We start from the raw sequence: 24,585 nt of genomic DNA, 5'->3' as shown, positions 1-24,585 counted from the left end.
GGTACTTCAACGCAGGGCAAGCGCAGGCGGGATATCGCGCCCGGTCCCGATCACCCCCGCTCCCAGTCTCCGGACTTGCCACCCTGCTTTTCCAGCACGCAGATCCCCTCGATTACCATCGTCTTGTCGATTGCCTTCGCCATGTCATAGATGGTTAGCAATGCGGTGGAAGCTGCTGTCAATGCTTCCATTTCCACGCCGGTCTTGCCATCGGTCGCGGCGGTTGCGTGCACGCGAATCGCGGTTTGCTCGAACGCGAATTCGATCGACGCTCTGGTCAACGGCAGGGGGTGACAGAGCGGAATCAGGTCGCTGGTGCGCTTGGCGGCCATGATGCCGGCGACACGGGCTACGGCGAGGACGTCGCCCTTCTTGACCAGCCCGTCGCGGATTGCGACCAGTGCTTCGGGTGACATGGTGATGCGACCGGTGGCGATGGCGACGCGCTGCGTCACTGCCTTGCCGCCGACATCGACCATGTGCGCGCTGCCATCGGCGTCCAGATGGGTGAGGCTCATCCGATCATCGCGCGGGTCGCCGCCTCGACATCGTGATGGCGCATCAGCGCCTCGCCGATCAGGAAGCAGCGGACACCGTGTTCGGCCATCGCGTCGAGATCGGCGCGCGTGCTGAGTCCGCTCTCAGCAACGAAGGTGCAGCCCGCCGGGGCGTGATCGACCAGTTCATAGGTTCGATCAAAACTTACCGAGAAGTCTTTGAGATTACGGTTATTTACCCCGATCAGACGCGATCGGAGGGCGAGTGCCCGCTCCAGTTCGGCGCGGTCGTGGACCTCGACCAGCACGTCCATGTCGCGTTCGATCGCCGCTGCCTCGATCTCGGTCATCTGTGCATCGGACAGTGCGGCGACGATGATGAGGATCGCGTCGGCCCCAAGCGCGCGCGCCTCGGCCACCTGCCACGGATCGACGTTGAAGTCCTTGCGCAGGACCGGGAGCTCGCAGGCGGCGCGGGCGGCGACCAGATAGTCGTCGGCACCCTGAAAATAGTCGATATCGGTCAGCACGGACAGGCAGGCCGCGCCACCGGCCTGATAGGCGCGGGCATGGGCCGGCGGATCGAAATCGGGGCGGATCAATCCCTTGGACGGGCTGGCTTTCTTGATCTCGGCGATCAGCGCGTGACCGGGTTTGGCGTCGAGCGCGGCGCGGAAGCCGCGTGGCGGGGTGCGTTCGCTGGCGCGGGCGTCGAGATCGGCGATGCTGGCGCGGGCGCTGCGGGCGGCGACCTCGCTCCGTTTGGTGGCGAGGATGGTGTCGAGCATCGTCATGCGTAGGCGATCCATTGGTCGAGCAAGCGGTCGGCCGCGCCGCTATCGATGGTGTCGGCGGCGCGTTCGGCTCCGTCGCGAAGGTCGGTGGCGGCGTCGGCAACAAGCAGCGCCGCGGCGGCGTTCAGCAAGACTGCGTCGCGATACGCGCTCTTCTCGCCCTTCAGCAGTGCGCGCAGCGCGGCGGCGTTATGCGCCGCGTCGCCACCCCGGATCGCGCTGATCGGATGGCGGGGCAGGCCGGCGTCTTCGGGGACGATGCGGTCGGCCATGGTCATGCCAACGGGAACGACGATGGTCGGACCGGCACCGGAAATTTCGTCCAGCCCTTCCTCCCCCGACACGATCAGCGCGGTTTCGGCACCGAGCAGCTCCATCGCTTCGGCATAGACCGCCGCATAGTCGGGGCGGGCGATGCCGATCAGCTGGCGGGTGGTGCGGGCCGGATTGGCGAGCGGCCCCATCAGGTTGAAGATGGTGCGACGGCCGATGCGCTGGCGGATCGGGGTGATGCGACGCATCGCCGGATGGTGGTTCGCGGCGAAGAGGAAGGCGATGCCGATATCGCGCAGGCTGGATTCGGCCATCGCACCGGCCAGCGTCATGTCGAGCCCGAGCGCTTCGAGCGTGTCGGCGGCCCCGGCCTTGCTGGACGCGGCGCGGTTGCCGTGCTTGGCGACGGGTACGCCGGACGCCGCGACGACGAGGCTGACGGCGGTCGAGACGTTGAGCGTGTGGTGGCCGTCGCCGCCGGTGCCGCAGACGTCGATCGCGTTGGCGACGGGGGCGATCGGAATCATCCGTTCGCGCAGCGCGCGGGCGGCTTCGGCGATCTCGATGCTGGTTTCGCCGCGGATGGCGAGGTCGGTCAGGAAGGTGGCGATGGCATCGTCGCCGACCGTGCCGTCGAGGATCGCGGCGAACGCCTCCGCCGCGCTCTGGTGGCTGAGCGGTGTCGACGGATCGGGGAGCAGGGAGGTGACGGTCATGCGGGCATCGTTGCCGGCAGGCCGGCATGTTTCAGGAAGTTGGCGAGCATCGCGTGACCATGTTCGGTGGCGATGCTTTCGGGGTGGAACTGTACGCCGTGGATCGGCAGTTCGCGGTGGCGCAGCCCCATGACGCTGGCGTCGGACGCGGTCGCGTTGACGGCGAGGCAGTCGGGAATCTCGGTAACGATCAGCGAGTGATAGCGGGTGGCGGTGAAGGGCGAGGGCAATCCTTCGAACACGCCGGTGCCGTCATGCTCGACCGGACAGGTCTTGCCATGCATCAACCCGCCGCGCACGACCTTGCCCCCGAAATGCTGGCCGATCGCCTGATGGCCGAGGCAGACGCCGAGCAGGGGCCGGCGCGCTTCGGCGCACGCCGCGACGAGGTCGAGCGAAATGCCCGCTTCGGTCGGGGTGCAGGGGCCGGGCGAGATCAGGAAACCGTGCGCGTTGCTGGCAAGCGCGTCGGCGGCGGTCATCGCGTCGTTGCGCTCGACGCGAACCTCGACACCCAGTTCCATCAGGTAATGGACGAGGTTCCAGGTAAAGCTGTCGTAATTGTCGATGACGAGGATCATGGCACTGCCATAGCGTGTAGCGGCGTGCGTGCAACGCCCCGAACGTGTGGTGCGTTCAGCCTGCGCTCATCCGGGACGGCGGTTATGACCGGGAGCGAGGAGAGCGACGATGACGCGTTGGGTTTTGGCGGGACTGGCATTGGCAATCGCGGGTCCGGCGATCGCGCAGGACGCGCCGGCCGATCCGCCGCAACGGGTGCGCAACGCAACCGTCTATGGTGACGAGCAATGCCCGAAGCCTGATGGCGACGACGAGATCGTGGTGTGCGCCCGGCTGAACGAAAACGAACGCTATCGCATCCCCAAGCGCTTCCGTGATCCCCCGTCGCAGCGGTCGGCGGATGCGAGCTGGGCACAGCGGGCCGATTTCGCGATGGAAGCGGCACGGGCGACGCGGCCCAACAGCTGCTCGGTGATCGGCACCGGCGGCCAGACCGGCTGTACCCAGGCGATGTTGCGCCAATGGTTCGCCGAGCGGCGCCAGCAGCAGTCGGCGGGCAGCGGCGTCCCCTGACCGTTCAGGCGACGTGGGTGAGCGCCGCCTGCGGATCGTACCGCCGTACTCCGCCGCCGCGTTTGGCGGAATACAGCGCATCGTCGGCGCGGTTGCGCAGGACGGAGAGCGAGGTCGCGTCGTCGGGGAAGCAGGCATAGCCGATGCTGACCCCGACCGTGATCGTTTCGCCGGAGTCGATTGGGTAGCTGCTGCCCGAAATTGTGCGCGCAAGTCCCTCGGCGAGGGACTGGGCCTGTCCGGGCGACAGGCCGGGGAGGGCAAGCAGGAATTCGTCCCCGCCCAGCCGCACGATCAGTGCGTGTTCACCAGCCACGGCGTGCAGCCGTTCGGCGACCCCGACCAGCACCGCATCGCCGGCGGCATGGCCGAACCGGTCGTTGATCGGCTTGAACCGGTCGAGATCGAGGCACAGCAGCGCCAGCGGATGTTCGGGGGAGGCGGTCAGCCGCGCCAATTGGGCGTCGAGATCGTAGCGATTGGCGAGGCCGGTCAGCGGATCGTGTCCCGCCAGCAAGCGGTTCCGTTCGGCGGCGTTGAGCGATGCGGCAAGGATCGTGGTGAAATTGCGTAGCAGGACGCGAACGCTGGCCAGCAAGGGCACGGACAACGGGATCAGAATCCACAGGATCGGATGCCCGCTCAGGGCCAGTCCGATCTTGAACGGAACATCGCACAACAACACCAGCGTTACCGCGAGTCGGGGCGCAGTGTGATTGCGCGCGCAAATCGGTGCGACGAGGCCGAGGATGAAGGCGGTCGTGATGACGATCGTCGGCAGATCGCCGGTCAGCCCGATGGCGAAGGCGACAATACCCTGCAACGCGCACCAGCCGATCGTGAGCAGGACCGATCGATCGATCGTCGGGAGCGTCCCGGCCCGGAAATGACGCTGGCAGCGCCGGACCGCACGCAGGCGGAGCAGCAGCAGCGTGATGTCGATCGCGGCGAAGATCCAGAATTGCGTCAGCCCGGTGCGAATGGCTGCGGCGACGGTAATCAGGAGGCTGCTGAGTACGCCGATGACGACGACGCCCGGGGCGGCCAGCAGCGCGCCGTACAGGAGCGGACGGGCATCGCGGGGAATGTCGGTCGTCGGGTCGACCAGCCAGGCAAGCACCCCGCAGTCACCGCCGAGCCGTGCCCTTCGTTGATGATCCATGACGGCCGACCCACGCTCCAACTACCACGAGCGTCGCCGGATATCGTATGGCGCCTTCGATCGCGTTAACGCGGTGTTCCCGTACGGCGGCAACGGTCCGAACAATAAACGACATTGTCCCAGTCGCGTGCCCATTTCTTGCGCCACGCGAAGGGGCGTTCGCACACCGGGCAGATCTTGGTCGGCAGATCCCGCTTGGCGACGCCCTGCGGCATCAGCGGGGCTGACGGTTCAGGAATGCGGCGACCTGATCCAGATCGACCGAGCGATCGAGATAGGTCTGGCCGATGCCGCGAACGAGCAGGAAGGGCAGCGTGCCGCCTTCGCGCTTCTTGTCGTGGAGCATGTGCGCGACCAGCGCTTCGCCCGATGCGGTGATGCGGGCGGCGGCAAGTCCGTCGGGCAGACAGGCGGCGCGCAGATGCACGGCGACGCGATCGGCATCCTGCCGGCTGCACAATCCCTGTTCGGCGGAATAGGCGAAGGCCAGCGCCATGCCGGCGGCAACGCCCTCGCCATGCAGCAGCGACCCGTCGAAGCCGGCCTCCGCCTCCAGCGCATGGCCGAAGGTGTGGCCGAGATTGAGCAGCGCGCGGGTGCCGGTCGTCTCGCGTTCGTCGGCACCGACGATCCGCGCCTTGGCCAATACCGAGCGGGCGATGGCATAGGCGCGGGCGGCGGGGTCGCCGGCCAGCAAGGCCGCGCCATTCGCTTCGCACCACGTAAAGAAGTCGGGGTCGTCGATCAGGCCGTATTTGACGACCTCGGCATAGCCCGCGCGCACTTCGCGCGGGGGCAGCGTGTCGAGCGTGGTCGGATCGATCAGGACGAGGGCCGGCTGATGAAAGGCACCGACCAGATTCTTGCCGGCGCGGGTGTTGATCCCGGTCTTGCCCCCGACCGACGAATCGACCTGCGCCAGCAAGGTCGTCGGCACCTGTACGAAGCCGCAGCCGCGCTTCAGGATCGCCGCCGCGAAACCGACCAGATCGCCGATCACGCCGCCGCCCAGCGCGACGATATGGTCGCCGCGTTCGATCCCCAGCGCGAGGAGCGAATCGAGCAGACGTTCGAGCGTCGCCCAGCTCTTCGATCCTTCCCCTGCCGCGATCTCGATCGCTTCGCTGTCCACGCCGGCCGCCGACAGCGAGTCGCGCAGCGTCGCCAGATGCATCGCCACATTGGCGTCGGCGACGATCACCATCCGCCGTCTACGGGCGATGGGGCCGAGATATTCGCCGGCACGGGCGAGCACCCCGTCCTCGATCACGATGTCGTAGCTGCGGTCGCCAAGCGCGACGGGGATGACGGTCATTGGCCGATGGCTTTCAGGATCGCGGAGACGGTGGCGTCGTGCGGTGCGTGCTGGCTGACGATATGGATCGGTGCAAGCGCGTAGACCGGATTGCGGACGCGGGCGAGTTCGGTCAGCACCTCGCGGGGGTCCTTTCCGCGCAGCAGCGGGCGGGTGTCGCGGCGGCGGACCCGTTCGGCGAGAATGTCGGGCGATGCGTCGAGCCAGATCGCCAGCGACTGGTCGAGGATCAGCGTGCGGGTCTCCTCCTGCATGAACGCACCGCCGCCGGTCGCGATGATCTTGGGCGTGCCGTCGATCAGGCGGGCGATGACGCGGCGTTCGCCGTCGCGGAAATGCGCCTCGCCGAACCGTTCGAAGATTTCGGCGATGGTCATGCCGGCGGCATGTTCGATCTCGTGATCGGCATCGACGAAATCGAGCTTCATCCGCTGGGCCAGACGTCGGCCCACGGTCGATTTGCCGACGCCCATCAACCCGACCAGGACGATCGGGCGTCCGGTCCAGCGCGGCGGCGGTTGGGGGATGGATTCTTGAATTTGCAGCATTGAACGTTGGGCTATACAGCCGCCCAACCGATCGGGCAAAAGGCGCTTCGCCATCTTTGTCCGGTCCATATTTTCGGGACGATCTGATCCATGTCGCGTTCGCTTGTCATCCTTCTCGTCGTCGTGGTCGCGCTGATCGCGGGCATGTTCCTGCTGGCGGGGCGTTCGACCGAGCAGCAGCCGACCCAGATCGAAAAGGCGGTCTCGCTTGAAAATCTCGCGAACTGACCGGTTGCGGATCGGCGTCGCAGCCGCGGCGCTGATCGCCATCGCGGTACCGGCTACGGGTCAGGACGTGCCCGAATCGCTGTTGCCGCCTGGGTTTGGCGATGCCCCCGCGCCGACGCCGCCCCCCCGCCCCAGTGGATCGGCAGTGCCGGGCGGACCGAACTTCGCGCCGCCCGCGCCGATCGTTCAGCCCTTGCCGGGCGTCCCCGGCGCGCCGCCGACCCCGACGCCCACGCCATCGGCATCGACGGTGCCGATCGATGCTGCGGCGCTCAGGCAATATGAATTGCCTGACTTCGCCCGCCGGTCGCTGAACAATATCGGCATTGCCGGACAGGGCAGCGATTTCGCGCGCGATGCGTTCGGCGCGGTCGACGGTCCGTGGCTGGAACGGATCATGCGCGCGCTCGATGCGCCGGTCGCGTCGCGCTGGGTCTCGATCGCGCTTCGCCGCGCGCTGGTCGCCGATCTCGACACGCCGACCGGCGTCGACGGCGCGGACTTCGCCGCCGAACGTGCATGGCTGCTGGTCCGCATGGGCGAAGCACCCGCGGCGCGCGCGCTGGTCCAGTCGGTCGATATCGACAACTACACGCCCAAACTATACCAGATCGCGATGCAGTCGCTGCTGGCGACCGGCGATCCGGCGGGGCTGTGCCCACTGGTCCAGCCGGCGATGCGGGTTTCGAACGAGCGCGGCTGGCGACTGGCGAATGCCGTCTGCCTCGGCCTGTCGGGGCAGCCGCGCGAGGCCGGGCGGATCGTCGATCAGGCGCGGCGACAGGCACCGGGTGGCGGCGCGATCGACGTCGCGCTGGCCGAAAAGCTGGTCGGCAAGGGCGTGCAGGGTCGGCGGGCGGCGACGATCGAATGGGACGGCGTCGACCGGTTGACGGCATGGCGCTATGGCATGGCCGCCGCCAGCGCGACGCCGGTGCCGCCCGCGATGTTCGACGGAGTCGGGCCGCAGGTCCGCTACTGGCATGCCACCGCGCCGCAATTCGCGCCCAACGTCCGGCTGACCGATGGCGAGTTCGCGGCGGCGCAGGGGGTGTTGTCCAGCGAGGCGCTGGTCGACCTGTATGCGCAATTGCTGACTGATGAGGATGCCAGCAGTTCGCAAAGCGCGCTCGCCACCGATTTGCGGACCGCCTTTACCGGTAGCGACGACGCACGGCTGGCGGTGTTGCGGCAGTTCTGGGAACCGGCGGCGACCTCGCCGCTCGGCCATGCCCGGCGGGTGCTGACCGCGCGGGCGGCGGCGATGATCGCGCCGGTGGCCGATCATGTCGCCGATGCCGATTCGCTGATCGCATCGATGCTGACCGCGGGGCTCGACCTGCCGGCGCTGCGCTGGCGTTCGGTGGTGCCGGTTGGCAGCGACGGCTGGGCGATGCTGGCACTTGCCGATCCGATGGGTCGGTCGGTCGCGGTGGGGGCCGTGTCGGACTATGCCGGTCAGAACGGGCGCAAGGGTCAGTTGCTGTTCGCTGGGCTGGCGGGCCTCGGGCGGTTGCCGCAGGATCAGGTGCAGGGGCTGGCCCGCGACCTGAACGTCGCGATCGGTGCGCGCAACGCCTGGACCGATGCGATCGACCGGTCGGGGGTGCGCGGGGAAGCCGGCACCGTCCTGTTGCTGGCCGCGACCGGCATGCAGACGCGCGACTGGCGCGGCGTGTCGCCGGTGGCGCTGTTCCACATCGTCGCGGCGCTGCGGGCGGCGGGGCGTGAGGGCGAGGCGCGGATGATCGCCGCCGAGGCGATCGCGCGGACGTGAGCGGCATCGGCGGCGATCGGGTGCTGATCGACCGCTTCCTCGAAATGATGGCGGCGGAGGCGGGGGCGGCGCGCAATACCGTCGCAGCCTATCGCACCGATTTGTCGCTGGCGTCGGAGACGTTGGGCGGGGCTCTGGCCGAGGCGGATGCCGCCGCCATCGGGCGGCTGGCCGATGGCTGGGCGACGCTGGCCAAATCGACCGTCGCGCGCAAGGCGTCGGCGCTGCGGCGGTTCTATGCGTTCCTTGCCGAAGAAGGGTTGCGCGCCGACGATCCGGGGAGCGCGCTGCCCAGGCCGGGCACGTCGCGGCCGCTGCCCAAGACGCTGTCGGGCGGCGATATCGAGGCGATGTTCGCCGCGATCGACGCGCGGATCGCCCGGGTGCCGCCCGATCGCAACGACCTGCGGCTGTCGGCGCTGTTCGAGCTGCTCTATGGATCGGGCCTGCGCGCGACCGAACTGGTGTCGCTGCCGCGCGGGGCGATCGTGTCGGACCGGCCCTATCTGATCCTGAAGGGAAAGGGTGGGCGGGAGCGGATGGTGCCGCTGTCGGACCGCGCGCGCGCCGCCGTCGTCCGCTGGCGTGCGCACGTGCCAGCGGCCAGCCCGTGGCTGTTCCCGTCGGGCAAGTCGCATCTGAGCCGGATGCGGCTGTATCAGATCGTGCGGGCGCTGGCCGGAGAGGCGGGGATATCGCCCGACCGGATCAGCCCGCACGTGCTGCGCCATGCCTTTGCCACGCACCTGCTGGAGGGCGGCGCGGATCTGCGCGCGTTGCAGGCGATGCTGGGCCATGCGGATATCGCGACCACCGAAATCTATACCCATGTCGATGCGTCGCGGCTGGTCCGGCTGGTGAGCGAACTCCACCCGCTGATTGACGCCGGGCGGACACGGCCATAGGGCGCGGACCCATGGCAAGCTTCCTTGATTTCGAAAAACCCATCGCCGAATTGCAGGCGCGGATCGACGAACTGCGCGATACCGCCGCGGACGGCGAGCTCGACATCGCCACCGAAATCGGGCGGTTGCAGACCAAGTCCGACCGGCTGCTGCGCGAAACCTATACCAGATTGACCCCGTGGCAGAAGACGCAGGTCGCCCGGCATCCCGAGCGGCCGCACTTCAAACATTATGTCGCCGGGCTGATCGAGGATTTCATGCCGCTGGGCGGCGACCGCGCCTTTGCCGACGACTCGGCGATCCTTGGCGGGATGGGCCGGTTGCGGGGCCGCAAGGTCATGGTGATCGGGCATGAAAAGGGCGACGATACCGCCAGCCGGCTGCGCCACAATTTCGGCATGGGCAAGCCCGAGGGCTATCGCAAGGCGATCCGGCTGATGCAGCTGGCCGATCGGTTCGGCCTGCCGGTGGTGACGCTGGTCGACACGTCGGGCGCGTTTCCGGGTATCCAGGCCGAGGAGCGCGGACAGGCGGAGGCGATCGCGCGGTCGACCGAGGCGGCGCTGAACCTCGGCGTGCCGATGGTGTCGGCGATTCTCGGCGAAGGCGGATCGGGTGGTGCCATCGCGCTGGCGGCGGGCAATGTCGTGCTGATGATGGAGCATGCGGTCTATTCGGTGATCTCGCCCGAGGGGTGCGCGTCGATCCTGTGGCGCACCGCCGACAAGGCACCCGAAGCGGCCGAGGCGATGCGGGTGACCGCGCAGGACCTGAAGTCGCTGGGCGTCATCGACCGGATCGTGTCCGAACCGCTGGGCGCGGCGCATCGCGACAGGGATGCGGCGATCACGGCGCTGGGCGATGCGATCGATCAGGCGCTGGGTGACCTGTCGGGGATGGAAGCCGCGTCGCTGCGGCAGGCGCGGCGTCAGAAGTTCCTGAAGATGGGCCGGCTGTGATCCAAAACAAGAGGGCGGCGGAACCGAAGTCCCGCCGCCCCCTTGCATCCGGTGATGGCTGAGATCAGCCGCCAGCCTTCGTCGCGCCCATCTGGCCCGAAACGTTGTTGAAGGTCTTGCTGAGCTGATTGCCCAGACCCTGCATGGCGGTGATGGCGGCAACGGCGATCAGCGCGGCGATCAGGCCGTATTCGATCGCGGTGGCGCCCTTGCTGTTCTTCAGGAAGGTGCGGATCTTCTGCATCTGGGTCTCCATGGTTCTGCGTGCTTCAATTTCCCGGCCGTTCGGACGATGCCCGGTCAGCATGCGAACAGTAGGAAGAACTCGGTTGATAAAGTTTTAAGCAGAACGGTTACCAGCGATATTTTGATGGTTAACCGATCCGGCTGTGCGCGATGACGTTGGTCGCGACGCCATTCCAGATGCCGCCGTTCACATCGCCCAGCCCGGCGACGGCGGCAGAGATCGCGATGGCGATCATGGCGAGGAGGATGCCATATTCGATGGCGGTGGCCCCGCGTCGATCCCGCCAAAGACCGCGCAACAGGCGCAGCGTGCATCGCATGGATTACCTACTCCGCTATGACCGGACCGACCCCTACGGCGCACGAGGTTAAGAAATTGTCGACACCGAACTCCAGTTTCCTGATGGTGACCGCCGCCGCGATGATCGACGGCGATGGCCGCGTGCTGGTCCAGCAACGCCCGCCCGGAACGGCGATGGCGGGTCTGTGGGAATTTCCCGGCGGCAAGATCGAACCCGGCGAGACGCCGGAGGCGGCGCTGGTCCGCGAACTGGACGAGGAACTGGGCATCGTCGTCGATCACAGCTGCCTCGCGCCCGCCGCCTTTGCCAGCGAACCGCTGGGCGATCGGCATCTGCTGCTGCTGCTCTACGCCCTGCGCAAATGGCAGGGGATGCCGGTCGCACGCCACGCAACCGCGCTGCGATGGCTGCGGCCGGTGCAGTTGCACGCGCTGGCCATGCCACCCGCCGACCGGCCGCTGATCGGCCTGCTCGAAACGCTTGTCTAGGGCCGATCAATATTCCGTAAGACTTCTACTGCTCCCCTCCCTGACAAGGGAGGGGTCGGGGGTGGGTTGGCCTGCAAGGGAGCGATCCGCCAGCCCCGGACCGACCCACCCCCAACCCCTCCCTTGTCAGGGAGGGGAGCAGCTCGCTGGCCTGACAGCTGAACGTCAATCGGTTCTGGGCCGCAGCGTGTCCGCGAGCGAGGCGGTGGCGCTGCCGCGACGGGCCGGTTGCGGCTGACTGGGGGCAGGGGCCCAGCCGGTCAGGTAGATCACCTCGAACTGCTCGGCGGTCCGGCCATCGGCATCGGCGCGATCGGCAAAGGCGCTGGCCGCCGCCATCAGGCCGGTCCGGCCGAGCGGCGCCGGCTCGAGCAGGCCGGTCGCACCCATGCCGCGCAGATCGTCGACCAGCTTGCCCATGCCGGCATAGCGCACCGTCAGCGTTTCCGAATCGGCGACCGGCAGGGCAAAGCCGGCCCGGACCAGCAGGTCGCCCGCCGACCGCAGGTCGATCTGCGGATGGACCCGCGCCGCCGGGCGATCGGCCTCGGCGGTCAGCAGCGACTGGCGCAGGGTCGATAGCGTCCGCCCGCCGGTAAAGGCGGCGAGGAACAGACCGTCTGGGCGCAGCGTCCGCCGGACCAGCGTCAGCGCGCCGGGCAGGTCGTTGACGCCGTCCAGCACCCCGACCGACACCACCAGATCGAAGGCATTATCGGCGAATGGCAGCCGATCCTCGTCCCCCTGCACGCCGCCCGCCGCCCGGGCAAAGGCGAAGCCCGGATCGAGTCGCGCGATGCGGGTGCCGGGCGGGGGGGCGAACGCGGCATCGTGGCAGCCGAGGTCGAGCACGTCGGTGAACTGGCGGGTCACCGCCTGCAACCGATCCTCGATCCCCTCCAGCATGTAGCGATGCAGGAAGTCGGCGCGCGCGAAGCCGGGCTGGGCGCGGTCGCGGTGCAGGCGTCGGCGGTGGCGGGCAAAGAGGTCGGGGGCGGTCACGCGGCCGCTTGTGCCGGGTGGCGTGGGCGGCGACAAGGGGGCGATGCTGCTCGCCCGCGCCCCCGTCGCTGCACTGACCCGGCTGGTCGCGCTGGCGCTGCCGCCACGCTGTCCGGGCTGTGGCGAGGTGGTCGAGGCGGACCATCGGTTCTGTGCGGGATGCTGGTCGGCGTTGCGCTTTCTGGGCGATCCGGCCTGCGCCACCTGCGGCGCGCCGTTCGCGATCGATCGGGGGCCGGACCTGCGATGTGCGCCGTGCCTCGTTCGTCCGCCGGCGCATGACGGGCTGCGCGCCGCCGTCGCCTATGGCCCGGTGGCGCGCGATGTCGCGCTGAAGCTGAAATATGGCGGGCGGCTGGCGCTGGCGACGACGATGGCGCGGTTGATGCACCGCCATCTGACGAACGATGCGACGCTGCTCGTGCCGGTGCCGCTGCACCGGCGGCGGTTGTGGACGCGCGGCTATAATCAGGCACTGTTGATCGCCGCCGGATTGTCGCGACTGTCGGGCGTGCCGGTCGCGCGCGACGTGTTGCGGCGAACCCGCGCCACCCCACCGCTGAAAGGCATGAACGGCCGCAAGCGTGCGCAGGCGGTGCGCGGCGCGTTCGTCATGGTCGATCCGGCGTCGGTCGCCGGTCAGTCGGTGGTCCTGATCGACGACGTCCACACCAGCGGCGCGACGGCGGCGGCCTGTTCCAAGGTGCTGCGCGCGGCAGGTGCATCGCGCGTCACGATCCTGTGCTGGGCACGGGTCGTCGGTGCGGACGATTGACAAGCCCGATCGCCGGTCACACCTCAGCGTCATGACCAGTATCCTCATCTACACCAAGGCATTCTGCCCCTATTGCACGCGCGCCAAGCGGCTGCTCGATGAAAAGGGCGCAGCCTATGAAGAGATCGACATCACCATGGGCGGGCCGCAGCGGCAGGAGATGCTGGCGCGGTCGAACGGCCGGACGACGGTGCCGCAGATCTTCGTCGGCGATACCCATGTCGGCGGGTCGGACGATCTGGCGGCGCTGGAACGGGCGGGCAAGCTGGACGCGCTGCTGAACGCATGAAGCTCGCACTGCTTCAGATGACGGCGGGGATCGACCCGCACGCCAATGCAGCGGTGCTGTTGGATGCGATCGAACGGGCGGCGGCGGGCGGCGCGGCGATGCTGTTCACCCCCGAAATGTCGGGGCTGATCGACCGTGATCGCGACCGTGCCGCCGCGTCGATCGCGACCGAGGACGCCGATCCGGTATTGCGGGCGGTCCGCACGGCGGCGGCACAAGCGGGCATCTGGGTGCATCTCGGGTCGCTGGCGATCCGGCTGGCCGACGGGCGGCTCGCCAATCGCGGCTATATGATCGACCCGGCCGGCGCGATCCGGGCGCGGTACGACAAACTGCATCTGTTCGACGTGACGCTGCCGACCGGCGAAAGCTGGCGCGAATCGGCCAGCTATGCGCCGGGCGACAGCGCCAGCGTCGTCGCCACGCCGGTCGGGCAGGTCGGGCTGGCGATCTGTTACGATCTGCGCTTCGCCGATCTGTTCCGGGCCCTGGCCGATGCCGGTGCGACGTTGCTGTCGGTGCCGGCGGCATTCACCGTGCCGACCGGACAGGCGCATTGGCATGTGCTGCTGCGCGCGCGGGCGATCGAGGCCGGGGCGTTCGTCGTCGCCGCGGCACAGACCGGGCAGCATGCCGACGGCCGCACGACCTTCGGTCATTCGCTGGTGATCGATGCCTGGGGCAAGGTGCTGCTCGACATGGGTGAGGCGGCAGGGGTCGGGTTCGTCGATATCGATCCGGCGCAGGTCGATGCGGTGCGCGCGCGGATACCGGTGCTGGCGCATCGCCGGGCGATCCCGCCGGTCGGTACCGTCGCGTGATCGTGTTCGACCTGCGCTGTGGCAATGCGCATGTGTTCGAGGCGTGGTTCGCATCGAGCGGTGCTTATGCCGATCAACGCGCGCAGGGGCTGATCCGCTGTCCGTTCTGCGACGACGCGACGATCGAGAAGGCGGTGATGGCTCCCAATATCAGCCCGAAAGGCGACCGCTCCGCCGGACCGCCGCCCGAGGCGATGAAGGCGGCGTTGCAGGCTTTGGCGCAGGCGCAACAGGCGGCGCTGTCGAACAGCGAATGGGTCGGTACCGCCTTTGCCGATCGCGCGCGGGCGATGCATGTCGGCGATGCCGAACCGGCCACGATCCACGGACAGGCGACCCGCGCCGAGGCGAAGGCGCTGGTCGAGGACGGCGTACCGGTCGCGCCGTTACTGTTGCCGGTCGTGCCGCCGGAACGCGCGAATTAACCCAAGCACGCGCGAACGGATGTCGGTCGGTCGGGTTCGGTCGGCTTTGAGGTACCAGATGAACCAGAGGCAGTCGCCGAGGTTGCCGCCACTGGCCTCATAGGCGTGAAACGCAGCGGGGAATGCGTCGCGCCCTTCTGAAAGGAAGTCGTACCGATTGCCGATGTCCGCAAACTGCTGTCGGGCGACGGTGGCGGCGCGCGCGACGCGTTCGGTCCAGCGCAGGCCCCTTGGTTCCTGCGCCACCGCGTCGACCTCGACCCAATAGCATTCGCACGTGGCTCCCGGCAGGCGGAACTGCAATTGGCCACCAATATTGAGCAGGCCTGCCTGTTCGGCGGCATCGATCACCTGCGTTATCGCGTCCGGTCGCCAGCCCCATTTGCACCCGCTGCGGCTGGCGATCGATCGTATCGTTTCCGGCAGGACCATGTCGGGCCGGTCGTGCATGGCAGGCTCCAGCCGGCGGCAGGATCAGGGCAATATCGCGACGGTTGCACCCGGTTCGCCGACCGCAGCGGATCGTGGACGATGACTGGTGGCCTCGGAGGGACTCGAACCCCCGACGCCCGCTTTAGGAAAGCGGCGCTCTGTCCAGCTGAGCTACGAGGCCATTGACGCGCTGTAGAATGCCATCGCTGATGACGCAACGCCCGGCGATCAGCTGCCGCATTCCCAGCGACCGTCGCGATAGATGCGCTCGCCGCTGTCGGCGGTGCGCATCGTCAGCGTCGCGGGCCATGCGCGGGACGATCCCCCCGATGGCATGGTATCGCCCGGTTGACGGGCAAGGGTGAACGACACGCCGTCGCCGGCAAGGATCGCGCCGACTTCTATCGCCTCCCGGCCCGGCGTGGCGGCGGTGATGCGGTGGAAGCGCTTTTTATATTTGACCAGCCCGTCGCCTTCGTCGCGGACCATCAGCAGCATCGGGGCATCGGCACCGGCGTGAAAGGCGCAACCCGAACCCAGCAGATCCTTGTCCTTCAGATCGTCCCGGACCAGCGGCTGCAATTCGGACGCCGGATGAAGCGCCGGCGAGGTCGGCACGCCGCGAATCGACACGACGCCGCCGCCCGCCGCCGGATCGACGCCGCCAAGCGACCCGACCGGCATCGCCGCCTGCGTCGCATTCGTGGAAGCGGCCGGTTCGGAAGAACAGGCGGCCAGCGCCAGCGGGATCAGCAGGGCGATGCGACGGTTCATCCTGCGCAAACGTCGGCCGGTCGCTCCCGTTCCGTCAGCCGCGCCCCATCAGCGCCAGCACTTCCTTGCGGCTGCGTTCGTCGTCGCGGAACACCCCCATCATGCGGCTGGTGGTCATGGTGACGCCGGGGGTGCGCACACCGCGCGCGGTCATGCAGCCATGCGTCGCCTCGATCACCACCGCGACGCCGCGCGGTTTCAGGCCGTTCCAGATGCAGTCGGCGACCTCGGCGGTCAGGCGTTCCTGCACCTGCAACCGCCGGGCATAGCCGTGCAGCACGCGCGCCAGCTTCGATATACCGACGACGTGATCGCGGGGCAGATAGGCGATGTGCGCCTTGCCGACGATCGGTGCCATATGGTGCTCGCAATGCGACTGGAACGGAATGTCGCGGAGCAGGACGATCTCGTCATAGCCGCCGACTTCCTCGAACACGCGTTCGAGGTGCCGGGCGGGATCGTCGGCATAGCCCTGCGTATATTCGCGCCATGCGCGTGCAACCCGCAGCGGGGTTTCGATCAGCCCTTCGCGGGTCGGGTCCTCGCCGGTCCAGCGGATCAGGGTGCGGATCGCCTCCACGACGTCATCGGGCACGGGAATTTTCGGCGGCGATGCCACCAAGTCGTCGGTCGCGGCATCGTCATTCGCGTCACACATCGTCGTCGTCCATTCCCGATATTCGAACTTGTTCGCATCCGCCGCATGAAATCCCTGCGGCGGTGCGACTGTGGTTTCCATACCCGTTCGCCGATAAAAGCTGCGTGGGATGCAGGTTGCCCGTTGACGCGGGATAGATGCTCCGTCACCAAATGCCAACTGCATTAGCCGGACCGATATCGGCAGCGCGGAGGAGGGGATGTCATGACGAAGTTCCAATTGCTGGCCGCAACCGCTCTCTCGATGGTCGCCGGGGCCAGCCCGACGATCGCGCAGACTGCGACGCCCGCGACCGCACCCGCTGCCGTCCAGTCGGAAGGTACGACCACCGCCGACGACGATTGGGGCAACGAGATCATCGTCACCGCCAACCGCCGCGCCGAACCGATTCAGGACGTGCCGATCGCCGTGACCGCGGTGAATGCGCAGTTGCTCGACGATGCCGGCATCCGCGACATTCGCGGCCTCGAACAGCTTGCGCCGTCGCTCCAGACGACCACCGGCCAGTCGTCGGCGGTATCGACGTCGCTGTCGATCCGCGGTGTCGGCACGGCGGGCGACAATCCGGGGTTCGAACCGGCAGTCGGCGTGTTCATCGACGGCGTGTTCCGTTCGCGCGCGGGCATCGCCATCGCCGAACTGCCTGAGGTCGAGCGCGTCGAAGTGCTGCGCGGACCGCAGGGGACGCTGTTCGGGCGCAATACCTCGGCGGGTGCGCTGTCGGTGACGACGGCGCTGCCGAAATTCGATCTCGGTGGCTATGTCGAGGGCGAGTATGGCAACTTCGACGCTTATGAACTGAAAGGTGCGTTGACCGGGCCGGTATCCGAACAGCTCGCGCTGCGCCTCGACGGCGGCTATCGCAAGCGAGACGGCTATATCGAGGACGTCAATTCCGACCGCGCGTTCAACGACATCAACCGCTGGTACGTCCGCGGCCAGGCGCTGTACGACACCTCGGCGTTCAGCTTCCGGCTGATCGGCGATTATTACAAGACCGACGAACAATGCTGCGGCGTGGTCAGCGGGACGCGCGGAGCGACGGCCCCGGCGATTCAGGCGATCGCCGCGCAACAGGGTCGCATCGGCATCTATACCGGTGCGCCGTCCGACCGGCGCATGGCCGCATCGCCCAACCGCGACTATGGCGAGGCGGTCCGCGACTGGGGTGTGTCGGGCGAGATCAACGCCGATATCGGCGACCTGAAGCTGACCTCGATTAGCGCCTATCGCGATTTCCGGGTGCTGCGGAATCAGGACATCGATTATTCGGGCATCGATCGCGCCTATCGCGACGGCTATCGCTCGTCGCTGCGTGACATTACCCAGGAAGTGCGGTTGCAGGGCCAGTTGTTCGACGGGAAGCTCGATTTCCTCGTCGGCGGCTTCTACCTGAACGAAAAGCTCCAGCTGCGCGATACGGTGCGGCTGGGCAACGACGCCAACCGCTATGTCGATACGCTGCTGGCCGGCGTGCTGGGGCAACCGGCTTCGGCCGGCGGGATCGGGCGACAGGCGCAGTTCTTCGGCAGTTTCAACGTGCCGACCTTTACCCAGCTGGTGACCGCATTGCGGGGCGGCGCAGCGTTGCCCACGGGGACGGTGCCGCTGTTCGGGCAGCTGCTCTATGCGCAGAGCCCGCAATTGCAGGCGGCGGCCCCGCCCGGATCGGCGCTGTTCACCTATCTGAACACGCCGCTGACCCCGAATGTCGCCGGACAGGGCAACAACAACGACGATTTCCAGGTCGATACCAATGCGTTCGCGCTGTTCACGCACAATATTGTCAACATCACCGATCAGCTCTCGCTGACGCTGGGCCTGCGCTATAATTACGAGCGCAAGGAACTGGCGGCGAGCGTCAACAGCAACCCGTCGGCGTGCGGATTCTTCCTCGGCAACGATCCGCGCGCGGTCACCTATCGCAACGCGATCCGCACGGCGAGCCCGGCGCTGTTCCAGAACCTGTTCCTGCTCAGCTGCAACCCGGCGGTGTCGAGCGAATTCAACGGCAACTACACGCACGATCGTTCGGAAAGCCGCCTGACCGGCACCGCCAAGCTGGCCTACAAGCTGACGCCCGACATTCTCGGCTATGCCAGCTATGACCGCGGCTTCAAATCGGGTGGCTACAACCTCGATCAGGCGAGCTTCGACACGACGGTGCTGGGCGGCGACGGGGCACAGGCCACCGATCTGGAATTCGGAGCCGAAACCGTCGACAGCTACGAACTGGGGTTCAAGACCAGCGTCACCCGCCAATTCTCGTTCAACGCCGCGTTCTTCTATCAGAAGTTCAAGGGGCTCCAGTCGCTGATTTTCGCCGGCAACAGCTTCGTGGTGCAGAACGTGCCGCGGTCGACGGCCAAGGGGGTCGAGCTGGAGTCGCTGATCCAGCCGATCCGGGATCTGACCTTCCGGCTGGGCTACACGCTGCTCGATGCGTCCTACGATGCCGATAACGACTTCAGCGGTACCCCGTTGCAGAACCAGCAGGGGCGGCAGTTCCTGAACCAGCCGCGAAACGTCGTGACGGTCGCGGCGACATGGCAACCGCGCCTGACCGGCACGCTCAACGCGCTGTTCCATGTCGATATGCGCTACAACAGCGACGTGTCGATCGTCCGCGACGGCACCGGCACGACCACGGTCGGCAATGACGGCTATCCGCTGCTGAACGGCAAGATCGGCATCGCGACCGACGATCGCCGCAAGCAACTGGAATTCTTCGTCGAGAATATCACGAACCAGTATTACAATATTTCGGGCTTCGCGATTCCGGAACAGACCGGCACTTATGGGGTGTACCCGGCGATGCCACGACTCTACGGTGTGCGCGCCCGGTTTGGGTTCTGAGCGCAGTCGACGCGGGTTACGCGGTTGCGAGCGTGATTTCGCAGGGTGGACGGTGCGGTTTGTCGCTTTTCCCCCGCGACAACCGCTTCGTAACCTTGCATAACCACCGGTCTGCCGTGCCCACAGGGTGCGGCCCTGCAGGGGGATAGGAGAACTACTATGGCCAAGGAAACCACGACGACCGGCGGCGCCCGGGGCGGAATCGCGAAGCCGGTGACGCCGTCGGCCGATCTGGCGAAGATCACCGGCTCCGATCCGCTGCCCCGCAGCGAAGTCGTCAGCAAGATGTGGGAATACATCAAGAAGCACGACCTTCAGAACCCGAAGGACAAGCGCGAGATTTTGGCCGACGAGACGCTCGAAAAGCTGTTCGGCAAGAAGTCGTGCTCGATGTTCGAAATGAACAAGCTGCTCAGCGCACACATGAAGTAACGCAGGCTGGCACCATATCCGGTGCCGCCGTTACGAACCAGACGCCGTCCGGTCGATGCCGGGCGGCGTTTTTGGTTTGGGGACAATGTGTCGCGGTGTCGATATCGGGAACACCCGCGTTCATTTATGTCATGAACGTGCCGGGCCCATCCGCAACAGGATACAGCGCGTTCGCGATCGTCGCCGCCATGGACAGGGTGCCGGCGCGGGCGCGGATCGTCTTCTGACGCCGGTTCGACCCTGTCCCCGCCGTGCGAGAACAAGGTCGTTGCAGTCAAATTCAGCCCCGCGCCACCGCGTTGGCCGCGCTGAGCGCCGCGCGGACCGTGGCGGTCGCGACGTCGCCGTCGATGCCGACGCCGAACACGCGCCGGCCACCGGGCAGGCTGCATTCGAGATAGGCCGCGGCCTGCGCATCGGCACCATGGCCGATCGCATGCTCGCTGTAATCGATCACGTCCATGTCGATCCCGCCTTCTTCGCGCAGTGCCGCGAGCAGGCCCGACAACAGGCCATTGCCCTTGCCCGAAATCGATCGTTCCTCACCGTCCAGCCGGACCCGGCCGACGAACGTGCGCGGTGGTCCGCCGCCCGGTGCATGGGTCTCGGCATAGTCGATCAGCGCATAGCGATCCTTGCCCTGCGGCAGATACGCGTCGTGGAATGCCGTCCAGATGTCGGCGGCGTTCAGTTCGCGGCCAAGCGCATCGGCCATCGCCTGCACATGGCGGCTGAAATCTGCCTGCAACCGCTTGGGCAGTTTCAGGCCCTTGTCCTGTTCCAGCACCCACGCCACGCCGCCCTTGCCCGACTGCGAATTGACGCGGATCACCGCTTCGTAGCTGCGGCCGAGATCGGCGGGGTCGATCGGCAGATAGGGCACTTCCCACAGGCCGTCGTTGCGCACCGCCTGTGCCGCCATCCCCTTCTTGATCGCATCCTGATGGCTGCCCGAAAAGGCGGTGAACACCAGATCCCCGGCATAGGGAGTGCGCGGATGGACGGGCAGGTTGGTGCAGTAATTGACCGTGTTCACGACCTCGTCGATGTCCGACAGGGTCAGTTGCGGGTCGACGCCCTGGGTGTAGAGGTTCAGCGCGACGGTCACGAGATCGCAATTGCCGGTCCGCTCGCCATTGCCGAGCAGACAGCCCTCGACCCGGTCGGCCCCGGCCATCAGCCCCAGTTCGGCGGCCGCGACGCCGGTGCCGCGATCGTTATGGGTGTGCAGCGAGATGACGACGCTGTCGCGGTTCGGCACGTTGCGACAGAACCATTCGATCTGGTCGGCATAGACATTGGGCGTCGCTGCCTCGACCGTCGCGGGCAGGTTCAGGATCAGCGGGCAGTCGGGGGTCGGCTGCAACACCTCCATCACCGCCGCACACACCTCGACCGAGAAATCCAGTTCGGCGGTCGAAAAGGTCTCGGGGCTGTATTCGAACCGCCAGTCGGTGTTCGGGCGTTTGGCGGCTTCGTCGCGCAGCACCTTGGCACCGGCAACCGCGATCGCCTTCACCTCGGGACGTTCCATGCCGAACACGATCCGCCGCCATGCCGGGCTGACCGCATTGTACAGGTGAACGATCGCCTGCTTCGCACCATCGAGGCTTTCGAAGCTGCGTTCGATCAGGTCGCGGCGCGACTGGGTCAGCACCTGCACCCATACGTCGTCGGGAATGCGATCCTGCCGGACCAGCCCCGAGATGAAATCGAACTCGGTCGCGCCCGCCGACGGGAAACCGACCTCGATCTCCTTCAGACCGACCTTCAACAACAGGTCGAAGAAGCGGTTCTTCTTCTCCGCGCCCATCGGGTCGATCAGCGCCTGATTGCCGTCGCGCAGATCGGTCGACAGCCAGCGTGGCGCGCGCGTGATCGTGCGCGACGGCCATTGGCGGTCGGGCAGGTCGACGGTGGGGAAGGGGCGGTATTTGGTCGAAGGATCGCGCAACATATCGTGGTCTAGCCTGTATTTGGCGCGGGGGCGCCGGTATCTGCCGAAAGGTTCGATACTCCCTCAGGACAGGCGCACGCGCGTGCGATCCGGCCCTAAGGGCGGCTAAGTCGCAGCTGGTTGGCGAATGCGCGGACCATGGCGCGTCTGTGGGCAAAAGCGGTTTGAAAGTCCAGAGCCGATGGTGCCGATACCGGTTGGTAAGATTTGATCGGCTACCGCAGACGCAATGTACGGGCAATCTACCGGAGCGTCATGCTGCAATTGATCTACGTCAGTACCGCGCGCAACGGGCTGACGGTCGACCTCGACGATATTCTCGCCAAGTCGCGCCGCAATAATCGCCGCGACGGGATCACCGGCCTGCTCCACGCCAAGGGCCGGCGCTTCCTGCAGGCGCTGGAGGGAGATCCGGCGAAGGTCGAGGCGGCCTATGCACGAATCGCGACCGATCCACGTCATTTCGCGCTTGTGGTGCTGTCGCGACGCCCGGTCGAGGCGCGCGAGTTCGGGGATTGGGCCATGGCCGCCGATGACGGCAAGGGCGGTGCAGTCGCGCAGGTCGCGCAACTGGTCGAACATGCCGCGCCCAGCGTTCGCGGCACCTTCGAAGGATTTGCCGGGATGCGCGCGGCCTGAACCGCGCGCACCGACCGATCAGGCTGCGACGAACGCGGCGTTGATGGTCAAGTCTACCTTGTCCGATACCGCCGGCACCGCAAAGCCGAGGCCGAACTGGCTGCGCATGATGCTGCCGGTGGCGGTGAAACCGACATTCTTCTTCTTGTTCATCGGGTTCTCACCCGCGCCCATGAAGCGGACGGCCAGCTGGACCGGCTTCGTCTGATCCTTGATCGTCAGGTTGCCGGTCATCATCCAATGGTCGCCCATCGGCTGGATGCGGGTCGAGACGAACTTGGCGGTCGGATAGGTCGCCACGTCGAAGAAATCCTTCGACTTGAGGTGGTTCGCGAATTGCGGGCTGGTGACGGTCAGCGAATCGGCGATGTTGAAATCGATGCTGACCGTGGTCGCGGCCGGGTTCTTGGGGTCGATCGTCGCCATGCCGCCGGTCGCGCCGAACAGGCCGTCGAGCATCGTGAAGCCCATATGGTTCACCTGCCACGCGACCTGCGTGTGGGCGGTGTCGACGGTGTAGTTGCCGGCGGTGACGCGGGCCTTGTCGGGGGCACCCGGCATCTGGGCGACGGTCGGGGCGGCAACCGCGAACAGGGCGGCGGCGAGGATCAGGGGCGTGCGCATGGAAAATGTTCTCCGGTCGAGGCGAAAATCGATACGCCTTTGTCGGTGGCGCAGCGTTTCGGGTCAAATACCGGATGCGAAACGATCGGTTTCGATTTCAGTGCCGTGCAAGGGTGATCTGTCCGGGCCGCACCTATGTCGCCGGTTTGGGTGAAGGAGGTTGCCTTATGCACCTCGTCATTCCGGCGTAGGCCGGAATCCATTGTGTCGGGGGCTGTCGATCGATCCGCGACCTTACCGTGTCCATGGGTCCCGGCCTCCGCCGGGCCGGCGAAGGATATCGGCGAGCCACTCGTCGTTCCCGCGCAGGCTGGAACTCATATACGCGGCGCTTGTGCTGGAGCCGTGACGGTAGCGTATATGGATTCGCTGAGTTCACGAAAGAAGTGCACCATCGATAAGGTGGCAGCGCGAWGGGACGAGATTACAGGCAGCTCAGCCTTGACGAGCGGATCGAGATTGCCCGGCTGATGCAGTGTGGCTGGTCATGGCGACGGATTGGTGCTGCCGTTGGGCGTAGCCATACGACGATCACTATGGATTCGCTGAGTTCACGAAAGAAGTGCACCATCGATAAGGTGGCAGCGCGATGGGACGAGATTACAGGCAGTTCAGCCTTGACGAGCGGATCGAGATTGCCCGGCTGATGCAGTGTGGCTGGTCATGGCGACGGATTGGTGCTGCCGTTGGGCGTAGCCATACGACGATCAGCCGCGAGATCGGACGCAACAGCCGGACGACCAGGATATGGCCGGGCGGCTATGCCCCGGTGCGAGCGCAGGAACTCGCGCTGCGTCGGCGACGATGGAACTGCCGCTTCAAGCTGGTGCGCCAGCCGGACCTGCAGGACCGTGTCCGGCAAAGCCTTGCGATGGGACATTCGCCCGAGCAGATCGCCGGCCGACTGGCGCGTGAGGCTGGTCGCACCGTCATCAGCCACGAGTCAATCTACCGCTTTGTCTATCACCGCTCGGCCCAGAAGGATTACTGGCATCGCCTGCTGCCGSGCGCCAAGTCCCGGCGTGGGCGCTACGGCCGACGTGGCGGCAGCCCTGCCAGCTTCATCCGGATGCGCAGGCCCATCGCCGAGCGCACGCCAGAGGCCGAAAACCGCCAGCAGCCAGGGCATTGGGAAGCCGACTACATGCTGTTCGCTGCCTATGGCCACAATGTTCTGGTCCTGCACGAGCRTACCACCCGGTTCACTCTGCTCGACCGGCCGCCTGCCCGCAAGGCGGCGATGACCGTGCAATGTATCGCACGCCAACTGTACGATATGCCCCAGGCACTCCGCCGGACCATCAGCTTCGACAACGGCACCGAGTTCGCCGAACATCATCGCCTGCACGATCTCGGCTTGCAGACCTTCTTCTGCGACGTGCGCAGCCCATGGCAGAAGGGCGGCATCGAAAACACCATCGGCCGTCTGCGACGCTTCCTGCCCCGCAAAACCGATCTCGATACCCTCACCCCACACCAATTGCGCGCCTATGCACAGCGCATCAACGACACCCCCAGAAAATGTCTCGACTTCCAAACCCCCGCCGAGGCATTCCTGCGCATCTCAACCGGTGCACTTCAAACGTGAATCCACAT

General features: G+C 66.8%; 30 protein-coding genes, 1 tRNA gene and 1 pseudogene. 15 read left to right on the top strand and 17 right to left on the bottom strand.

The features are described 5' to 3' along the window. Positions 1–50: 50 nt before the first annotated feature. From moaC to ASE50_RS12575, 4 genes are read right to left on the bottom strand one after another with little or no spacing between them, the layout of a single operon-like run. A complete protein-coding gene (moaC, locus tag ASE50_RS12590) occupies positions 51–518 on the bottom strand; it encodes a cyclic pyranopterin monophosphate synthase MoaC (protein ID WP_056400954.1) in 468 nt (155 codons plus the stop codon). Further along, positions 515–1,291 carry an indole-3-glycerol phosphate synthase TrpC gene (gene trpC / locus ASE50_RS12585; protein WP_056400952.1) on the bottom strand — a complete coding sequence of 259 codons (777 nt, stop codon included), beginning with the start codon at positions 1,289–1,291 and terminating at the stop codon, positions 515–517. Before trpC ends, moaC begins: the two co-directional genes overlap by 4 nt. Further along, a complete protein-coding gene (gene trpD, locus ASE50_RS12580) occupies positions 1,288–2,280 on the bottom strand; it encodes an anthranilate phosphoribosyltransferase (protein ID WP_056400949.1) in 993 nt (330 codons plus the stop codon). The genes trpC and trpD overlap by 4 nt, the downstream gene beginning before the upstream one ends. After that, positions 2,277–2,861 carry an anthranilate synthase component II gene (locus ASE50_RS12575; RefSeq protein ID WP_056400946.1) on the bottom strand — a complete coding sequence of 195 codons (585 nt, stop codon included), beginning with the start codon at positions 2,859–2,861 and terminating at the stop codon, positions 2,277–2,279. Before ASE50_RS12575 ends, trpD begins: the two co-directional genes overlap by 4 nt. A 109-nt stretch (positions 2,862–2,970) precedes the next feature. Between ASE50_RS12575 and ASE50_RS12570 the strand changes: the two genes are divergently transcribed. After that, entirely contained in the window at positions 2,971–3,375 is a 405-nt protein-coding gene (locus tag ASE50_RS12570) for a hypothetical protein (protein WP_056400943.1), read from the top strand. Positions 3,376–3,379: 4 nt separating this feature from the next. Here the strand turns inward: ASE50_RS12570 and ASE50_RS12565 are convergent, their stop codons facing one another. The 4 genes from ASE50_RS12565 to ASE50_RS12555 all read right to left on the bottom strand — a co-directional run bounded on the left by ASE50_RS12565 (position 3,380) and on the right by ASE50_RS12555 (position 6,400). Then, positions 3,380–4,537 carry a GGDEF domain-containing protein gene (locus tag ASE50_RS12565; RefSeq protein WP_082441987.1) on the bottom strand — a complete coding sequence of 386 codons (1,158 nt, stop codon included), beginning with the start codon at positions 4,535–4,537 and terminating at the stop codon, positions 3,380–3,382. Between the two features lie 65 nt (positions 4,538–4,602). Continuing rightward, the gene (locus ASE50_RS18320) at positions 4,603–4,752 is read right to left on the bottom strand and encodes a DUF2256 domain-containing protein (RefSeq protein WP_082439004.1); all 150 of its coding nucleotides are present in this window, start codon (positions 4,750–4,752) and stop codon (positions 4,603–4,605) included. Then, complete coding sequence (gene aroB / locus ASE50_RS12560) at positions 4,752–5,852, bottom strand: 3-dehydroquinate synthase (RefSeq protein WP_056400937.1); 1,101 nt, start codon at positions 5,850–5,852, stop codon at positions 4,752–4,754. Before aroB ends, ASE50_RS18320 begins: the two co-directional genes overlap by 1 nt. Beyond that, positions 5,849–6,400 carry a shikimate kinase gene (locus tag ASE50_RS12555; RefSeq protein ID WP_056400934.1) on the bottom strand — a complete coding sequence of 184 codons (552 nt, stop codon included), beginning with the start codon at positions 6,398–6,400 and terminating at the stop codon, positions 5,849–5,851. Before ASE50_RS12555 ends, aroB begins: the two co-directional genes overlap by 4 nt. 90 nt (positions 6,401–6,490) lie before the next feature. Here ASE50_RS12555 and ASE50_RS19250 point away from each other — a divergent pair, with 90 nt between their 5' ends. From ASE50_RS19250 to ASE50_RS12540, 4 genes are read left to right on the top strand one after another with little or no spacing between them, the layout of a single operon-like run. Further along, a complete protein-coding gene (locus tag ASE50_RS19250; RefSeq protein WP_200909539.1) occupies positions 6,491–6,628 on the top strand; it encodes a hypothetical protein in 138 nt (45 codons plus the stop codon). Next, positions 6,609–8,405 carry a hypothetical protein gene (locus ASE50_RS12550; RefSeq protein ID WP_056400931.1) on the top strand — a complete coding sequence of 599 codons (1,797 nt, stop codon included), beginning with the start codon at positions 6,609–6,611 and terminating at the stop codon, positions 8,403–8,405. The genes ASE50_RS19250 and ASE50_RS12550 overlap by 20 nt, the downstream gene beginning before the upstream one ends. 5 nt (positions 8,406–8,410) lie before the next feature. After that, complete coding sequence (locus ASE50_RS12545) at positions 8,411–9,310, top strand: tyrosine-type recombinase/integrase (protein ID WP_156347467.1); 900 nt, start codon at positions 8,411–8,413, stop codon at positions 9,308–9,310. Positions 9,311–9,321: 11 nt separating this feature from the next. Next, positions 9,322–10,269, top strand: coding sequence for an acetyl-CoA carboxylase carboxyltransferase subunit alpha (locus ASE50_RS12540; RefSeq protein WP_056400928.1), 948 nt, complete (start codon positions 9,322–9,324; stop codon positions 10,267–10,269). 64 nt (positions 10,270–10,333) lie between these two features. Here the strand turns inward: ASE50_RS12540 and ASE50_RS12535 are convergent, their stop codons facing one another. Together ASE50_RS12535 and ASE50_RS12530 are read right to left on the bottom strand one after the other, a co-directional pair. Next, positions 10,334–10,513, bottom strand: coding sequence for a Flp family type IVb pilin (locus ASE50_RS12535; protein ID WP_055997017.1), 180 nt, complete (start codon positions 10,511–10,513; stop codon positions 10,334–10,336). Positions 10,514–10,643: 130 nt separating this feature from the next. After that, a complete protein-coding gene (locus ASE50_RS12530; RefSeq protein ID WP_056400925.1) occupies positions 10,644–10,835 on the bottom strand; it encodes a Flp family type IVb pilin in 192 nt (63 codons plus the stop codon). A gap of 83 nt (positions 10,836–10,918) precedes the next feature. On the opposite strand from ASE50_RS12530, the gene ASE50_RS12525 reads away from it, so the two are divergent. Continuing rightward, the gene (locus ASE50_RS12525; RefSeq protein WP_056400922.1) at positions 10,919–11,305 is read left to right on the top strand and encodes a (deoxy)nucleoside triphosphate pyrophosphohydrolase; all 387 of its coding nucleotides are present in this window, start codon (positions 10,919–10,921) and stop codon (positions 11,303–11,305) included. A 165-nt stretch (positions 11,306–11,470) separates the two neighbouring features. Here the strand turns inward: ASE50_RS12525 and ASE50_RS12520 are convergent, their stop codons facing one another. Continuing rightward, complete coding sequence (locus ASE50_RS12520; protein WP_056400919.1) at positions 11,471–12,307, bottom strand: class I SAM-dependent methyltransferase; 837 nt, start codon at positions 12,305–12,307, stop codon at positions 11,471–11,473. A gap of 10 nt (positions 12,308–12,317) precedes the next feature. Here ASE50_RS12520 and ASE50_RS12515 point away from each other — a divergent pair, with 10 nt between their 5' ends. The 4 genes from ASE50_RS12515 to ASE50_RS12500 are packed head-to-tail and all read left to right on the top strand — an operon-like array spanning position 12,318 to position 14,617. Next, positions 12,318–13,082 (top strand): ComF family protein, encoded by a 765-nt coding sequence (locus ASE50_RS12515; protein ID WP_321163377.1) that lies wholly within the window; start codon positions 12,318–12,320, stop codon positions 13,080–13,082. Between the two features lie 31 nt (positions 13,083–13,113). After that, positions 13,114–13,371 (top strand): glutaredoxin 3, encoded by a 258-nt coding sequence (gene grxC / locus ASE50_RS12510; RefSeq protein WP_055994693.1) that lies wholly within the window; start codon positions 13,114–13,116, stop codon positions 13,369–13,371. After that, on the top strand, positions 13,368–14,192 hold the full coding sequence (locus ASE50_RS12505) for a carbon-nitrogen hydrolase family protein (RefSeq protein ID WP_056400916.1): 825 nt from the start codon (positions 13,368–13,370) through the stop codon (positions 14,190–14,192). Before grxC ends, ASE50_RS12505 begins: the two co-directional genes overlap by 4 nt. Next, positions 14,189–14,617 carry a DUF1178 family protein gene (locus ASE50_RS12500; protein ID WP_056400913.1) on the top strand — a complete coding sequence of 143 codons (429 nt, stop codon included), beginning with the start codon at positions 14,189–14,191 and terminating at the stop codon, positions 14,615–14,617. The genes ASE50_RS12505 and ASE50_RS12500 overlap by 4 nt, the downstream gene beginning before the upstream one ends. On the opposite strand, the gene ASE50_RS12495 is transcribed toward ASE50_RS12500, so the two are convergent. From ASE50_RS12495 to folE, 4 genes are all read right to left on the bottom strand, one after another. Continuing rightward, the gene (locus ASE50_RS12495) at positions 14,579–15,067 is read right to left on the bottom strand and encodes a hypothetical protein (RefSeq protein WP_056400909.1); all 489 of its coding nucleotides are present in this window, start codon (positions 15,065–15,067) and stop codon (positions 14,579–14,581) included. The genes ASE50_RS12500 and ASE50_RS12495 overlap by 39 nt on opposite strands. An 86-nt stretch (positions 15,068–15,153) precedes the next feature. Beyond that, positions 15,154–15,230 (bottom strand) — tRNA-Arg (locus tag ASE50_RS12490). A 47-nt stretch (positions 15,231–15,277) separates the two neighbouring features. After that, positions 15,278–15,823, bottom strand: coding sequence for a hypothetical protein (locus tag ASE50_RS12485; protein WP_056400906.1), 546 nt, complete (start codon positions 15,821–15,823; stop codon positions 15,278–15,280). Between the two features lie 34 nt (positions 15,824–15,857). Further along, positions 15,858–16,481, bottom strand: coding sequence for a GTP cyclohydrolase I FolE (gene folE, locus ASE50_RS12480; protein WP_056401392.1), 624 nt, complete (start codon positions 16,479–16,481; stop codon positions 15,858–15,860). Positions 16,482–16,685: 204 nt separating this feature from the next. On the opposite strand from folE, the gene ASE50_RS12475 reads away from it, so the two are divergent. Together ASE50_RS12475 and ASE50_RS12470 are read left to right on the top strand one after the other, a co-directional pair. After that, the gene (locus ASE50_RS12475; protein ID WP_056400902.1) at positions 16,686–19,337 is read left to right on the top strand and encodes a TonB-dependent receptor; all 2,652 of its coding nucleotides are present in this window, start codon (positions 16,686–16,688) and stop codon (positions 19,335–19,337) included. A gap of 159 nt (positions 19,338–19,496) precedes the next feature. Further along, complete coding sequence (locus tag ASE50_RS12470; RefSeq protein ID WP_055761337.1) at positions 19,497–19,769, top strand: SWIB/MDM2 domain-containing protein; 273 nt, start codon at positions 19,497–19,499, stop codon at positions 19,767–19,769. Between the two features lie 280 nt (positions 19,770–20,049). On the opposite strand, the gene leuA is transcribed toward ASE50_RS12470, so the two are convergent. Beyond that, positions 20,050–21,726: a 2-isopropylmalate synthase gene (gene leuA / locus ASE50_RS12465; protein ID WP_056400901.1), complete on the bottom strand. Its 1,677-nt coding sequence runs from the start codon at positions 21,724–21,726 to the stop codon at positions 20,050–20,052. A 255-nt stretch (positions 21,727–21,981) separates the two neighbouring features. Here leuA and ASE50_RS12460 point away from each other — a divergent pair, with 255 nt between their 5' ends. Continuing rightward, on the top strand, positions 21,982–22,365 hold the full coding sequence (locus ASE50_RS12460) for a BLUF domain-containing protein (protein ID WP_056400898.1): 384 nt from the start codon (positions 21,982–21,984) through the stop codon (positions 22,363–22,365). Between the two features lie 18 nt (positions 22,366–22,383). Here ASE50_RS12460 and ASE50_RS12455 read toward each other — a convergent pair whose 3' ends face one another. After that, on the bottom strand, positions 22,384–22,989 hold the full coding sequence (locus ASE50_RS12455) for a YceI family protein (RefSeq protein WP_056400896.1): 606 nt from the start codon (positions 22,987–22,989) through the stop codon (positions 22,384–22,386). Between the two features lie 437 nt (positions 22,990–23,426). Between ASE50_RS12455 and ASE50_RS19750 the strand changes: the two are divergent. After that, a pseudogene (locus tag ASE50_RS19750) lies at positions 23,427–23,636 on the top strand (helix-turn-helix domain-containing protein); the annotation flags it as partial. Next, a complete protein-coding gene (locus tag ASE50_RS12450) occupies positions 23,579–24,577 on the top strand; it encodes an IS30 family transposase (protein WP_056400893.1) in 999 nt (332 codons plus the stop codon). The pseudogene ASE50_RS19750 and the gene ASE50_RS12450, both read left to right, overlap by 58 nt. Positions 24,578–24,585 lie beyond the last annotated feature (8 nt).

This window comes from Sphingomonas sp. Leaf5 (assembly GCF_001421155.1).
Classification (GTDB): domain Bacteria; phylum Pseudomonadota; class Alphaproteobacteria; order Sphingomonadales; family Sphingomonadaceae; genus Sphingomonas.
This window is presented reverse-complemented; position numbering and strand designations above follow the sequence as displayed.

What these genes read in the sequence shown, in the direction of transcription:
- moaC (WP_056400954.1), bottom strand. Translation starts at nt 518, where the DNA reads ATGAGCCTCACCCATCTGGACGCCGATGGCAGCGCGCACATGGTCGAT.
- trpC (WP_056400952.1), bottom strand. Translation starts at nt 1,291, where the DNA reads ATGACGATGCTCGACACCATCCTCGCCACCAAACGGAGCGAGGTCGCC.
- trpD (WP_056400949.1), bottom strand. Translation starts at nt 2,280, where the DNA reads ATGACCGTCACCTCCCTGCTCCCCGATCCGTCGACACCGCTCAGCCAC.
- ASE50_RS12575 (WP_056400946.1), bottom strand. Translation starts at nt 2,861, where the DNA reads ATGATCCTCGTCATCGACAATTACGACAGCTTTACCTGGAACCTCGTC.
- ASE50_RS12570 (WP_056400943.1), top strand. Translation starts at nt 2,971, where the DNA reads ATGACGCGTTGGGTTTTGGCGGGACTGGCATTGGCAATCGCGGGTCCG.
- ASE50_RS12565 (WP_082441987.1), bottom strand. Translation starts at nt 4,537, where the DNA reads ATGGATCATCAACGAAGGGCACGGCTCGGCGGTGACTGCGGGGTGCTT.
- ASE50_RS18320 (WP_082439004.1), bottom strand. Translation starts at nt 4,752, where the DNA reads ATGCCGCAGGGCGTCGCCAAGCGGGATCTGCCGACCAAGATCTGCCCG.
- aroB (WP_056400937.1), bottom strand. Translation starts at nt 5,852, where the DNA reads ATGACCGTCATCCCCGTCGCGCTTGGCGACCGCAGCTACGACATCGTG.
- ASE50_RS12555 (WP_056400934.1), bottom strand. Translation starts at nt 6,400, where the DNA reads ATGCTGCAAATTCAAGAATCCATCCCCCAACCGCCGCCGCGCTGGACC.
- ASE50_RS19250 (WP_200909539.1), top strand. Translation starts at nt 6,491, where the DNA reads ATGTCGCGTTCGCTTGTCATCCTTCTCGTCGTCGTGGTCGCGCTGATC.
- ASE50_RS12540 (WP_056400928.1), top strand. Translation starts at nt 9,322, where the DNA reads ATGGCAAGCTTCCTTGATTTCGAAAAACCCATCGCCGAATTGCAGGCG.
- ASE50_RS12535 (WP_055997017.1), bottom strand. Translation starts at nt 10,513, where the DNA reads ATGCAGAAGATCCGCACCTTCCTGAAGAACAGCAAGGGCGCCACCGCG.
- ASE50_RS12530 (WP_056400925.1), bottom strand. Translation starts at nt 10,835, where the DNA reads ATGCGATGCACGCTGCGCCTGTTGCGCGGTCTTTGGCGGGATCGACGC.
- ASE50_RS12525 (WP_056400922.1), top strand. Translation starts at nt 10,919, where the DNA reads ATGGTGACCGCCGCCGCGATGATCGACGGCGATGGCCGCGTGCTGGTC.
- grxC (WP_055994693.1), top strand. Translation starts at nt 13,114, where the DNA reads ATGACCAGTATCCTCATCTACACCAAGGCATTCTGCCCCTATTGCACG.
- ASE50_RS12505 (WP_056400916.1), top strand. Translation starts at nt 13,368, where the DNA reads ATGAAGCTCGCACTGCTTCAGATGACGGCGGGGATCGACCCGCACGCC.
- ASE50_RS12495 (WP_056400909.1), bottom strand. Translation starts at nt 15,067, where the DNA reads ATGCACGACCGGCCCGACATGGTCCTGCCGGAAACGATACGATCGATC.
- ASE50_RS12485 (WP_056400906.1), bottom strand. Translation starts at nt 15,823, where the DNA reads ATGAACCGTCGCATCGCCCTGCTGATCCCGCTGGCGCTGGCCGCCTGT.
- folE (WP_056401392.1), bottom strand. Translation starts at nt 16,481, where the DNA reads ATGTGTGACGCGAATGACGATGCCGCGACCGACGACTTGGTGGCATCG.
- ASE50_RS12475 (WP_056400902.1), top strand. Translation starts at nt 16,686, where the DNA reads ATGACGAAGTTCCAATTGCTGGCCGCAACCGCTCTCTCGATGGTCGCC.
- ASE50_RS12470 (WP_055761337.1), top strand. Translation starts at nt 19,497, where the DNA reads ATGGCCAAGGAAACCACGACGACCGGCGGCGCCCGGGGCGGAATCGCG.
- leuA (WP_056400901.1), bottom strand. Translation starts at nt 21,726, where the DNA reads ATGTTGCGCGATCCTTCGACCAAATACCGCCCCTTCCCCACCGTCGAC.
- ASE50_RS12460 (WP_056400898.1), top strand. Translation starts at nt 21,982, where the DNA reads ATGCTGCAATTGATCTACGTCAGTACCGCGCGCAACGGGCTGACGGTC.
- ASE50_RS12455 (WP_056400896.1), bottom strand. Translation starts at nt 22,989, where the DNA reads ATGCGCACGCCCCTGATCCTCGCCGCCGCCCTGTTCGCGGTTGCCGCC.